Genomic DNA, 12615 nt, shown 5'->3' on the forward strand with positions numbered 1-12615 from the left:
GGCTGAAATGATTCAGCACCATTGTTTGCAGGTGCGCGGTTTGATTCAAGTTGAATCGTCACAAGCACCAGATTACATGGGGCGTCAGGTTGCCAAGTAATCTTGATGAGAGGGCAAATTGTGAGAGATGATTTACGGAGGACGCGCTCCTCCCAAGAAATACTCCGCCGTGAACTGCGGTGCTTGCGACGCCGCGCGATCAAATCGTTTGGCTCAAAAAACCGCCGTCCACACAAATATCCGCGCCCGTCACGAAACTGCTCGCGGCATGGCTCGCCAGAAAAACCGCCGCACCGACCAGTTCCTGCGCCTCACCAAAGCGGTGCATGGGCGTGTGACCCCAAATGGCCTGGGTGCGCGCAGTGGGTGAGCCGTCCGCGTTGAACAGCAGCCGGCGGTTTTGTTCGGCGGGGAAGAATCCGGGCGTAATGGAATTGACCCGCACGCCTTGTGTCGCCCATTCGCGCGCCAGAAATTTGGTCAGGCTGATTACTGCCGCTTTGGCTGCGGAATAAGCCGCGACGCGCGACAGCGGCAGATGCGCCGACACGCTGGCGATATTGATGATGCTGCCCCGGCTCCGCCGGCACATCGCTGGACCAAATTCCTGACAGGGCAACAACACTCCGCCCGCCAGATTCAAATCAAAGCTGGCCTGCCAATCGGTCAGTTGAATGGATTCGAACGGATGCTCCGAGGTGACGGTGACTTTGGGATCATTGCCACCGGCCGCATTGAGCAGAATCGTCGGTGCGCCGAGCCGGGCCTCAAGTTGTTCATGCGCTTCGGCCAGGCCGCAACGTGACTCTGCGTCCACCGCGAAAAACGCCGCCGTTCCACCATGGGCTTGAATGGCGGCCACGCGCGCCGTGCCGCGCGCTTCGTTTCGACCCAAAACGGCGACTTTCGCTCCCGCTTTGGCGAATCCTTCCGCCAAAGCACCACCCAGCACGCCCGTTCCGCCGATGACCACGGCAACTTCCCCAGTGAGATCGAACAGTTTCATAGCCAGACGTGAGTATGAAACACTCCCGCCCGACCGCGCGAGCAGTTATTGAGGCGAATCGCCGTCGCTTTAACTCGCTTCCAACCACAGGGCAAGTGGAACGTCCGTCAGCCCGTTTCGCTAAATCGCTCGCTTTTTGTCCGTCCCTCTGGCTTTATGCACCGGCTGGATTCTTGGGGCGCTCATGCTTGATCCAAGATCAGATCGCAAACCGGCGCAAAGTCGCCCAACTGTTTACAAAATTATGCCTGCCACCTTGCCAACACTCATCCTCAAACCGGGCGAAGCGGATCGCATCGTCGCCGGACATCCGTGGGTTTATCGCAGTTCCGTCCTGCGCCAGACCGCGCCGCCGACGGATGGCGAATTGGTGCAGGTGAAAGATCATCGGCAGCGTTTGCTCGGCGTGGGTTGTTACAATTCCAAATCCAAAATCAGCGTGCGTGTTCTCGCGCCGGAGCGCATCCGACTGGATCAGCAATTTTTCGATGAGCGCATCGCCGCCGCACTGGCATTGCGCCAACGGCAGTTGCCCGGCGCCACCTCCTATCGTGTGGTGAATGCGGAAAGCGACTTCTTATCCGGCCTGATCGTGGATAAGTACGAAGCCGCAGTGGTGCTGCAAATTTCCGCGCTCGGCATGGAACGTCAGAAGGAAAAGATCGTGTCGGCCGTGCGCAAATTGCTCGCGCCGGAAATTATTTTGGAGCGCAGCGATGTGGCGTCGCGGAAATTTGAAGGGTTGTCCGAAGCCAATGGCGTGATCTGGGCGGCGCAGCCGGTGCCGACCGATAAAGTCTCCACCGTCATCCAGTTGAACGGATTGAAATTTGAGACGGATCTGCTCGGCGGTCACAAGACCGGAATGTACCTGGATCAACAAGCCAACTACCAGGCCATCAGCCAATTCGCCGCCGGAGCGGAAGTGCTGGATTGCTTCAGTTTTCTGGGCGGATTCGGACTCCACGCCGCGCGCGGCGGGGCGAAGCAGGTTCACTTGTTGGACCAAAGCGAGGCCGCCGTCCAAGCCGCGCAACGCAACGCGGAATTGAACGGTCTCTCGAAACGGGTGACCGCCGAAACCATCAACGTGTTCGACTGGTTGAAAGCCCGGACCACCGTGCAACCGCATGAGCGCGTGATTCCGCGGTACGATTTAATTGTGCTCGATCCGCCGTCCTTCACGCGCAATCGTGCCTCGGTGGGCGATGCGTTGCGGGGTTACAAGGAAATTCATCTGCGCGCGCTCAAGTTGCTCCGGCCGGGCGGAGTGTTGGCGACCTTCTGCTGTTCGCACCATGTGCCGGCGGCCATGTTTCAAGATGTCATCCTGTCCGCGGCCTATGACACGCGCCATATTTTGCGCCGCATTGCCACCTACGCCCAGGGCTTGGATCATCCGATCATCCCCATGATTCCCGAAACGGAATACCTGAAAGGCTTTGCGTTCGAGCTGGTGCGTTGAGTTGGATTGGTGGAAACGGCGTGGTCAAAAAGTTGATTTGCCACCCCGGGCCGCCTGTGCTCTAATACACAATGTCGTCCGCCGGAAGGTGTTTTCCGGCCCCTAAAATTATGATAACCGAGTCCGAACAGAACCTCGTCCTGGAAAAAACGCGCGAGCTTTGCACCACCATTCTGGCGCAACCCAACATTACAACCATCCGTCAGAACATTGATTCGTTTCTGGCGAGCGATGCCTCCCGCAACCAATACGAAAGCCTGATGACCAAAGGGCAGGAATTACGTGAAAAACAACATCGCGCCCTGCCGTTGAGCGGCGAGGAGATCGGCGAATTCGAGCGCCAACGCGAGGAAGTGCTGAGCAATCCCGTAACGCGCGGCTTTCTGGACGCGCAACAGGCGTTGCACGAACTGCGCGCCACAGTCACGCAGCATATCACCAAAACCTTGGAATTATTGCGCCTGCCCACTGAAGACGATTTTGCACAATGTTGCGGTGGTGGTTGTGGCTGCGGCAACGGCGGCGGCGGCTGTGGTTGCGGCAACGGGGATGGTGGTGGCGGGGGCTGCGGTTGCGGCGGTCATTGAGTTTCAACCAGTTTTTTCAAAGCGCGAGGCAATGCGGCTTCGCGCTTTTTTGTTTTTTCGGCGTTCCGCCGGGCCAACGCAATCCGCCGTTTCTTTTGCAGCAACCTGGCGGGCGATAAAACAGGCGTTGACATCCTCGCGCTGAGCCGAAATCGTTTCTGCATCATGCTTGCCAAAAATCTATTTTTCCGCCGCGTGACAATCTGGGGGTGTTTTGCGCTCCTGATCAGCAGTGCCTGCAGCACCGTTCCAGCGACGGCAAATGCGGCATCCGGCCAATTGCTCGTTTGCAATAAAGGCGATCACACCCTGAGCCTCGTTGACGTGACGGCGGGAAAGCAAATCGCCACCGTGGATGAAAAAGACGTGACCGGTCACGAAGTCATCGCCTCGCCGGATGGCCGGTTTGCCTACGTGCCGATTTACGGAAATTCCGGAGTGGGTCATCCCGGTTCGGACGGTCAATTGCTGCGCGTCGTAGATTTGGAGCGTCGCGAAATTACCCAAACGCTCGACTTCGGTCAGGGCGTGCGTCCGCATTGTCCGCAGATTGGCCCGAAGGACGGTTTGCTCTACATCACTACTGAACTGCTGAATGCCGTGACGGTGGTGGACCCCGGCGCTTTGAAAATCATCGGCACGATTCCCACGGGGCAACCGGAGTCGCACATGCTTGCCATTTCCCACGATGGCCGACGCGGTTACACCAGCAATGTCGGGCCGGGCACGGTTTCGGTCCTGGACCTGGAAAAGCGCGAGCTGCGCAAAATCATTACCGTGGGGGGCGGTGCCCAGCGGGTTTGCGTCACGCGCGACGATCGTTGGGTCTTTACCGCCGATCAATCCCAACCGCGTCTGGCGTTGATTGACGCCGCGTCCGAATCGTTGCAGCAATGGGTCAAGCTGCCCAACATTGGTTACAGCATGGCAACCACGCCGGACGGTCGCGGTTTACTGGTCGTTTTGCCGCGCGCCCACCAGGTGGTGCGCCTGGATTTAACCACCTTGCAAGTGACCCATACCGTGGCGGTACCGCGCGCGCCGCAAATGCTGGTCGTGCGACCGGACGGCGACGAAGCTTACGTTTCGTGCGATGCCAGCCGTCAGGTTGCCGTGCTCGATACCACCAACTGGAAAGTGTCCCGGCTCATAGACGTCGGACGCGGCGCGGATGGGATGGCTTGGGCCGCGCAACCGTGATGTAAATTTTCCCCGCCGCCCAGAGTTGCTTGGAGACCCTCGTTGGCGGCGACTGAACCAGGCGCAGAATTATTTCGGGGACCTCTACCGGCGTTGGAAGGTGCGGCTGGGCACGCCCAAAGCCATCACCGCCATGGCGCACAAATTGGCGCGCATCCTCTGGCACTTGTTCAAACATCGGGAAGCCTTCAACCCGGAAGTCTTCAAAAAGGAGGAGGAAAGAATGCAGCGCAAGAAGCTCGCCCGCCTGCACCATACCGCCACCGCCCTCGGCCTCAGGTTCGTTCCCGCCCAATGACTTAACCCATCAGCTTATCAGGAGGCATCATTTCGTGGCTTCCTGAATCAAAATCTCTGCGCTCACCCGACCACCCTCGCCACAGGTAAAGGTGCGCCGCTGTCCCTTGAACTCATAAACAATCACCAGTGCCTTGTTCCAACCGGGAGTGGGGTCTGCCTGCAGCCACTCTGGCCGGGCAAAGAACTCAACCCTCGGCTGATGGATCATGTCGTTCACGCGATAGGTCACGTCTGCATACGAAGTCCCCGAACCATACACCGCTGAAATCACCAATAAATCGGCGGACGCTGATACGACAGGCGCGCTAGAATGGGCGCGTGGCAACTTGGTGCGAGATGGAGAGGCGCAGCCAACAGCAAGCAGAATGCAAGCGCCAAGACTCAAGAGGTGTGATGTTTTCATAGCGTGTGATGTGATGCCTAACGAGCTCAGCGACCCGGCGCACGGGAGGCAACGCCTGCAACCGCGACGCCCACGCCGGGTTAGATGCCATGCTGGGTTGAACGCGGCGACCGGAGTCGCCACGCTGAGAGCGCAAGTTAAACCATCAACCATCACATTCATGAAAAAAACCTACAGCCTCAAACCCAGCACGACGCCCAAAACTGTAAGCCTCAACCCCACCCTCGACAAGCCCGCAGTGGTGCGCCCCGGCCCGCCACGCCAGCCCTTGCCCACGCCCGTCATTGATCCGGCCAAGCCGCTGCTCAAGCTGGGCCTAGATGTGCATCTGGCAAGCATCATGGCCGTCGCCCAACAGGATCATAGCCATCCCAAGTCGCCCCGCCAGTTCAGTCGCGAGCAACTCGTCGCGCACGTTCGCCAGCAAGTGGCCGAAGGTTTTCAGGTGTTCTGCGTGCAGGAGTCGTGCGGGTTCGGGTTCACGTTGCATCGGGAACTGGTGGCGGCCGGGGCGCAGAGTTTTCTCATCACCCCCATCGCGCTCAACGGGGCGCGCAAGACGGACAAGCTCGATGCGCGGGCGTTGTGTCTGCGCCTCTCCCGCTGGCTCGACGGCAATCGCGCGGAACTCAGTCCCATCCGCATTCCCAGCGAGGCGGAGCAACGGCAACGGGAAGGCACGCGGCGGCGGCAGTTCCTCGGGCGGCTGATCCGCATGCTGGGCAATCGCGGGCACGGGCAAGTGGGCGAATACGCGCATGTGCAATTGCCGAGTCGTTGGTGGGGCGCGCGCAACTGGAAGAAACTCGCAACGCTGGACGATTGGTTGCGCGCACGGCTGGCCGAACTGCGGCAGGTGATCCTGGAACTGGAGGCGCAACTGGAAGTTCTCGAAACCGAACTGGTGGCGCGGGTGCAGGCGCAGGTGTTGCCCAAAGGCTTGGGTGAGCTCACCACTGTGAGCTTGGACGGCGAGGTGTGCGACTGGGAACGCTTTCACAATCGCAAACAGATCGGCAGTTACACCGGTTGTTGTCCGGGGGAACACAGTTCCGGCGGGAAGCGTTTGCTGGGCAGCATTGACCGGATGGGCAACGCGCGCGTGCGCACGCTGCTGGTGGAGGCGGTGTGGCGTTTCCTGAGATGGCAGCCGGGCTGGAAAGCGGCGCAGGGGATGAAAGTGAAACTGGCCGGCGGCGGCGCGTTGAAGAAGAAAACGGTGGTGGCGCTGGCGCGGCGGCTGGCCATTGACCTGTGGCGCTGGCGCACGGGCCGGGCCACGTTTGAAGACCTGGGCTGGATCGCGGCGTGAACGATTTACCCCTCACCCGGCCTGGCGGCCACCCTCTCCCCAGCGGATGGGGGGGACAGGGAGCGGGGACAACCTTTAATTTCCTTGAGTCAGAGCGTGAAACAATTTGCGACCGGGCGGCGGCTGCTCGGAGCTGCAGCTGGCGTGGTGCGAACCATCCGTCGGTTAGATGGGGCGCTGCCCCCGGTCGTCGCGCGTCACACAAGCATGACACGTTGGGCGTTCCCGAACGGGAACTGCTCGGATAGGAGCTGGTGCGGGACGCAAGCCGGTCCACACTCATCAAGCGACGACCCCGGTCGGCAAATCTCACGCGACGGACTCCAGGAGCGAAACGAAAGGGAAAACTTTTAAGCTGAAAAAGTGAGCCGAACCTGAAGCGAGCCGATGCGGGCCGGTGGGAAGTTAACGCCACCGCTTCGCGCGCGCCTCCGCTCCACTCCGTTACGCTCCGCGCGACGAAGTCTTCACTAGAAAAAACCTGGCGGAAAAATCACGACCCTCTTGACTACCCTCATAGGCGCTGCAGCGCATGGTTAGGCGACGATTTTGCGTATCAAAGTCACCGACGTGAACGTGACACCGCTCACGTCGGTCAACTTTGTGCAGTGTATTCTTGAATCAGCCCCGCGAGCAGTCATTGCCAGTTGCAAAAGAACCGGGCGCGGTATAGCTGTCATCGTAATGCCAAACGTGGCCAGTGCAGTCGGTGCATGTTGTTGGGACATTGCACCAAGCGTCATACCAAGTGCCAGAATCTTTCCCAGTGGCAAAACCGCCACGAGCCTGCATAAAGTTCCCGGGGGTTGATGTGCAAGGCATCGGGGCGGGATGGCATGGCGGGTCGGTGCGAGTGGATGGCCCGCTGTTACATTTTACAAGGACGGTTCTAACACAAGCGGTCGCTCCCGAACCACCAAGGAGACTGGCCGCTACTATTGCTGTCATTATTTTTCTCATGCTTTTCCTTTCTCTGCCTGCCTTGGAAGGCTCACCGTTTTTCTTTGCGCTTTTTCGCACTTACGAAGTGCGCTTCGGATGAGTATCACCAATCCTCCCAATGCAAATCCAAAAAAGATTATTCTGATAATCCAGAGCTTTCCTGTGCTCGAAAAGTCGAGCACAGGCTGTTCAATTTTAGCTGGCTTAAATTTCCCGTCTTGAAGCCAAAGCGTCTGCCCGTTTGATTGCGTCAAAACGATTGGGCCGATGGGTGGCAGATTGCTTCTTACAACGAATCTGTCCGGGTGAAAGAACTCGACCGGCAGTGGTGACCCTGCCAACTCAAATCTGAATATTTTGATGTTGATGGTGTTCAGAATTTGGCCGTTCCGGGTGGGTGTGCATACCCAACCTGACGGGAAGAAGTTCGTCTGACCGTCATCGTAGCTATATCTGACTAAAAAAGTCATTTCTGGGCGTGTGGTGATGCTCCATGTCGCTGTTTCCAAATGATGATTAACTGCTGAAAAGGCAAATCGTCCTTTTATTTCGGACTGTGTTCCCCAAGCAGCGATAAGTCGTTTTGCAATGGGAGCGGAGAACTCACCAGATTCGGAAACATGAATCGTGCCACGTTCTGCTTGGTAGATTCCCAAATTCATTGGTTCGTCCAAAATAGTTTCCAATTGTTGAGACAGGCTGACGGCAGGGTCGTCCACTGCGGCAACGCCATTGCTCTGGCCTAGGTTCAACGTCATTCCTGAAATTGACCACTTGAAAGAGCCGACTTTGCCGACAATCGGTAGTGTTCTTGTGGACATTTGCGGAATCTCGTCCGGCGTTTTCAACTCGGCCATCACGAAGTCATCGTCTTGAACGCCCGCCATGAATAGTTTTCCGTCCATAGAATATCCGTTCGTGTCCCCCATGCCTTTGCTCAAAATTGCAAAGGTCATATTTTCGATAGCCGGTGGATGCTCCAAAAATGCTTTTGTTTGGAGCGCAACATTGTCTTGTCCCCAAACAGTTGGCGTAAGGCATACAAGCAAGAATACAGTGAGGCATTGTCGTTTCATAAAATGTGTATGTGCGCTGTGCGTTCGTCGCCTAGTCAGTATGGCTTTTGCTGGGAGCGGAAGCGGTGTCTGCTCTCCGGGATGAGCGTGGGTTGCGCCGCGTGAGCGGCGCCGAGCCACAAGTTGTGGGACTTGCGCCCCAGACAACAATGATGACCGCAAGAGCAAACACCATGAAGACCTACATACTCCGCGACCCCAACCGTGTCGAGCCGCAAAAACCAGCGCGCGCGCCGCGGGTCGCACTCCCGCCCCCGCCCCAACCCATCACCCCGCCCGGACCGACGTTGTTCGTCGGTCTGGACGTGCACAACGACAGCATCGCCGTTTCCATCGCGCCGTCCGACAGCCCCGAGGTGCGGCGTTACGGCATCATCGGCGGGACGCATGACGACGTGCGCAAGCTGCTTCTGAAGTTGAAAGCCGCGCATCCGGGCGTGGCGTTGCAGTGTTGTTACGAGGCCGGGCCGCGCGGGTATCCGTTGTGCCGGTTCATCCGCAGTCACGGGTGCGAATGCCTCATCGTGGCGCCGTCGAAGATTCCCCGCGCGCCGGGCGACCGCGTGAAGACGGACCGACGGGATGCGGATCAACTGGCGCGGTTGTTCCGCGCGGGCGAACTCACGGGCATCTACGTGCCCGATCCGCAGGACGAGGCGGTGCGGGACTTGATCCGCGCCCGTTACCAGGTCAGCAAGCAACAACACCGCGCGCGGCAGCAGCTCAAGATGTTTTTGCTGCGGCAAAATATCCGCTACGCCGGGACCAAGCCGTGGACACAGAAGCATCGGAACTATCTGGCGACGGTGAAGCTGCCGTATGCGGAGCAGCAATGGGTGTTTCAAGAGCTGGTCCACGTGATCACGGAGGCGGGCGAACGCTTGGAACGGTATGAGAAGCAGATCGCCAGCGTGGTGGAGACGTGGCGGTGGCAGCCGGTGGTCAAAGCGTTGCTGAGTCTGCGCGGGGTGGCGGCGTTGACGGGGGCGACGCTGGTGGCGGAGTTGGGCGACCTGCACCGGTTTGATACCGCGCCGCAGTTGATGAGTTACCTGGGGTTGTGCCCGAGCGAACACACCAGTGGGCCAACGCGCCAGCAAGGCGGGATCACCAAGCTGGGCAACGGGATGGCGCGCAAGGCGATGATCGAAGCGGCGTGGAACAACAGCCGCGCCCCGCGCATGAGCCGCACGGTGCTGGCGCGGCAGGCCGGATTGCCCAAAGCGGTGACCGACGCTTCGTGGGCGGCGCAGACCCGGCTGCATCAAAGATACAAACACCTGACGGGCGTGGGCCGCAAGAAATCCCCAGTGGCGGCGGCGGCGTTGGGGCGGGAGCTGGCGGGGTTCGTGTGGGCGATTGGCCGGATGGTCCCGCCGCGAGCGCTGACGAGTGAAGGGAAGCAGACCGCCTGAGGGCGGGAGCCAAGACCAAGACCGCTTTTAATAAAAAGACCAAGAATGAAAACCAGCGCCTGTCAGACTTGATCGTGCCGGAGACAGGGACCCGGTCAGGCGAAACGCTTGCTGGTCGTTTGAGGCGGTAACCAATCCGATCCTCGTGCCTAGACTAAGCAAACCGTCGCGTTGGACCGTGTTCTGTTGATAACTTCGCGTGCCGCGCGAGCTGTGCGCGAGTGGACTCACGTATCTCAGCATTGATCACCGCAGGAAGCCCAGCGTTCCTGTCTCCGACCCGATCCAGAAGACGGTGAAGAAAATGCCGGAAGCAAAACAAAGATTTTCCGGAGCGCAGCAGCACTGTGCCCTTGACAGTATTAAGCCATATCAACGCCCCAAGCTCAGCGACCCGGCGCACGGGACGCCACGATTGCAACCGTGACGCCCCCGCCGGGTTCGCTGCAGCGCATGGTTAGGCCGATTGTTTGCAACCACAACCAACCTGTGTCGTGGACTAAGTAATCGGCAAGTCAACGCAATAGTCCCAGCACTTCTCGATACCCCATTTGCCAGCGCATACCTTTGCGCAGAGCTGCTTCGGTGCGCGGAAACATACCTCAAGCCGCGCCCATCCGATGTCCCAAACAGTGTGACAACCTTCGAGTGGGATGCAGACGGGGAATCGCTCGTCGAAGCCAACAGACGCTCCGAATATGGAAATCCTTGCCCAGATGCGAACGTCCACACATGCTTTGCCGTCGCTGATGCGCGGATTCTCCAGTTGTATGCCTCCATCAATCCCCCTTGTCTCAGCCTCACGCAGAATCTCCTCGATTGTTCCAGAGGCAGGCATGAGCGCCGTGCTGGTGGCAGTGAATGGCACTCTCCACACTCTCTCTGTCGGTGCAGCACACGTGTCGCCGTCATCAGGATCATCCCCCGCCCCTGGGAGAGCCAACAAGATGGGAGTCGGCAAGCGTCGGCAGTAAGAGCCAACGGCGAAGCCGCGCACCGAGACAAAGGCGAGTGACTGGCCGGCACGTCCAACGGATTTGCCGTCGGCTGAGACTGTGATGTCTGGCTTGAGGGATTTGCCGTAGATTCTTACGGACAGTGAATCATTGAATACGTCATCTAACGTGTATGCGTTCTTGGCATCGGCGGGCATGTTCTATCCTTTCGTTTTGTTTGTTTGTCTGACCCCTCAGCGTCGTGCTTCGGGAAAGCGCGTGATCGGCCTAACGAACAAAAGCTGAGCCACGGCCACGAAAACCGTTCGTGAACCTGCGACCGCAGCGCGAAACGGAAGGCGTAAAAGCCGTTGGCTCCAGCGCTGTGTTAGGCAGCAAAATCGTCATAACTCAAATCAATGTAACACACTGGAAGAGCGTCTCGGCCAAAATCCTAAAACTCCGCCAATGACAACTAGCACAGCTCCAACCACGGCTAAAATCTTCGCTGTCTGCAACTGATGCTGCTGAACCGACAACAACTCTGGTGTCGGGTCTTGGTATGGTAGCGAGTGACCACAGTAACTACTGACCGAATAAATCAAAAGTCCGCCACCCACCAAACAGAATAAAAGCGGAATGTATCTCATGGCGCGTCTTGCTGCCTAACCTTTAGATTAGCTGCGCGGCTTGCAGCCTAACACGTTTCATAAAAATGACATTGCGCTTGTCAAAGATTGCTGTCCAGAAGAATTTACCGGAAAAATGGAATGGCATAATAAACCGGGAAAAGCGGCAAAACCGCCCTTGGAAAAGTTTATGCCCAATCCCAAGCTCCGATTACAAGAGCAGTTTGCGGAAGTGTGCCGGTTTAAGCATTTGGCGCCGCGCACGGAAGAATCTTACTGGCACTGGGTAAGGCGCTATCTGATTTTTCATCGGTCTCCGACCGGGATTTGGCGGCATCCACAGGAAATGGGGGCAGAGGAAGTCGGGCGGTTTCTTTCCCATTTGGCGTCGGAGAGAAAGGTATCGGCTTCGACGCAAAACGTGGCGTTGAATGCGCTGGTTTTTCTATACAACGAAGTCTTGCATAAAAATCCCGGCGCGTTTGGTGGCTTTGCGCGCGCCAAACGGCCCAAACGACTGCCGGTCGTCTTGACGCGGGAAGAAGTGAATCATTTGTTCGCGGCGATGAGCGGGACGCACAAGTTGATGGCGCAATTGCTTTACGGGACGGGAATGAGATTGATGGAAATGCTCCGCTTGCGGGTAAAGGATGTTGATTTCGGGCGAAACCAAATCATCGTGCGCGGTGGAAAAGGAGACAAAGACCGCGTCACCGTTTTGCCGGAAAAATTGAAACCGGATTTACAAAGACATTTGGCCGAAGTTCGGTCGCAGCATGAAAAAGATTTGGGGGATGGTCTTGGTTGGGCGAAATTGCCGGACGGAATCCGCAAAAAATTTCCGAACGCGGAGAAAGAGTGGGCGTGGCAGTGGGTTTTTCCGTCGGCGACGCGTTCCATGCAGCCCGGCACCCGGCGATTGGGAAGGCATCACACGGCGGAAACGGGATTGCAACGGTCGGTCAAGGAATCGCTGGCAAAAACAAGCATCGGCAAACTGGCAACGTGCCATTCGCTGCGACACTCTTTCGCGACGCACTTGCTGGAATCGGGCTACGATTTGCGGACGTTGCAAGATTTGCTCGGTCACAAGGACGTAAGCACGACGCAGATTTATACTCACGTCATGCAAAAGCCGGGACTTGGCGTGAAAAGTCCGTTGGATGGATGAAGATCTTCTCGTGAAACGCCAAGTGAAGGGCGCATCTGGACACTGCCCCCCGATTGTCCCGACGGGACAAAACATGATGGCGCGGTGGCGCGCTCCGGTCCCGACCGCGAGGCGCGGTCGGGCACACGCGCGGGTGCGGGTGCTCCCCGGGAAACGGAATCCCGCCCGAGCGAA

Annotated in this window: 10 protein-coding genes; 7 read left to right on the plus strand and 3 right to left on the minus strand. The window is 58.2% G+C overall.

The genetic code is table 11. From position 1 onward, the window contains the following. Nucleotides 1-199 precede the first annotated feature (199 nt). Complete coding sequence (locus M9920_10895) at nucleotides 200-1006, minus strand: SDR family oxidoreductase (protein MCO5052799.1); 807 nt, start codon at nucleotides 1004-1006, stop codon at nucleotides 200-202. A gap of 244 nt (nucleotides 1007-1250) precedes the next feature. Here M9920_10895 and M9920_10900 point away from each other — a divergent pair, with 244 nt between their 5' ends. From M9920_10900 to M9920_10915, 4 genes are all read left to right on the plus strand, one after another. Beyond that, nucleotides 1251-2471: a class I SAM-dependent rRNA methyltransferase gene (locus tag M9920_10900; GenBank protein MCO5052800.1), complete on the plus strand. Its 1221-nt coding sequence runs from the start codon at nucleotides 1251-1253 to the stop codon at nucleotides 2469-2471. Between the two features lie 110 nt (nucleotides 2472-2581). After that, nucleotides 2582-3058, plus strand: a complete 477-nt coding sequence (locus tag M9920_10905; protein MCO5052801.1) for a YlbF family regulator — start codon at nucleotides 2582-2584, stop codon at nucleotides 3056-3058. Between the two features lie 165 nt (nucleotides 3059-3223). Beyond that, complete coding sequence (locus M9920_10910; GenBank protein MCO5052802.1) at nucleotides 3224-4258, plus strand: hypothetical protein; 1035 nt, start codon at nucleotides 3224-3226, stop codon at nucleotides 4256-4258. 25 nt (nucleotides 4259-4283) lie between these two features. Next, complete coding sequence (locus tag M9920_10915) at nucleotides 4284-4556, plus strand: hypothetical protein (GenBank protein MCO5052803.1); 273 nt, start codon at nucleotides 4284-4286, stop codon at nucleotides 4554-4556. A 27-nt stretch (nucleotides 4557-4583) separates the two neighbouring features. On the opposite strand, the gene M9920_10920 is transcribed toward M9920_10915, so the two are convergent. Further along, the gene (locus tag M9920_10920) at nucleotides 4584-4829 is read right to left on the minus strand and encodes a hypothetical protein (protein ID MCO5052804.1); all 246 of its coding nucleotides are present in this window, start codon (nucleotides 4827-4829) and stop codon (nucleotides 4584-4586) included. A 292-nt stretch (nucleotides 4830-5121) separates the two neighbouring features. Here M9920_10920 and M9920_10925 point away from each other — a divergent pair, with 292 nt between their 5' ends. Beyond that, a complete protein-coding gene (locus M9920_10925; GenBank protein ID MCO5052805.1) occupies nucleotides 5122-6273 on the plus strand; it encodes an IS110 family transposase in 1152 nt (383 codons plus the stop codon). 956 nt (nucleotides 6274-7229) lie between these two features. Here the strand turns inward: M9920_10925 and M9920_10930 are convergent. Further along, on the minus strand, nucleotides 7230-8291 hold the full coding sequence (locus M9920_10930) for a hypothetical protein (protein MCO5052806.1): 1062 nt from the start codon (nucleotides 8289-8291) through the stop codon (nucleotides 7230-7232). Nucleotides 8292-8464: 173 nt separating this feature from the next. Here M9920_10930 and M9920_10935 point away from each other — a divergent pair, with 173 nt between their 5' ends. Both M9920_10935 and M9920_10940 read left to right on the plus strand, forming a co-directional pair. Beyond that, nucleotides 8465-9706 carry an IS110 family transposase gene (locus tag M9920_10935; GenBank protein ID MCO5052807.1) on the plus strand — a complete coding sequence of 414 codons (1242 nt, stop codon included), beginning with the start codon at nucleotides 8465-8467 and terminating at the stop codon, nucleotides 9704-9706. A gap of 1754 nt (nucleotides 9707-11460) precedes the next feature. Next, the gene (locus M9920_10940) at nucleotides 11461-12441 is read left to right on the plus strand and encodes an integron integrase (protein ID MCO5052808.1); all 981 of its coding nucleotides are present in this window, start codon (nucleotides 11461-11463) and stop codon (nucleotides 12439-12441) included. Nucleotides 12442-12615: the final 174 nt, after the last annotated feature.

It is taken from the genome of Verrucomicrobiia bacterium (assembly GCA_023953615.1).
Classification (GTDB): Bacteria; Verrucomicrobiota; Verrucomicrobiia; order Limisphaerales; family JADLHS01; genus JADLHS01.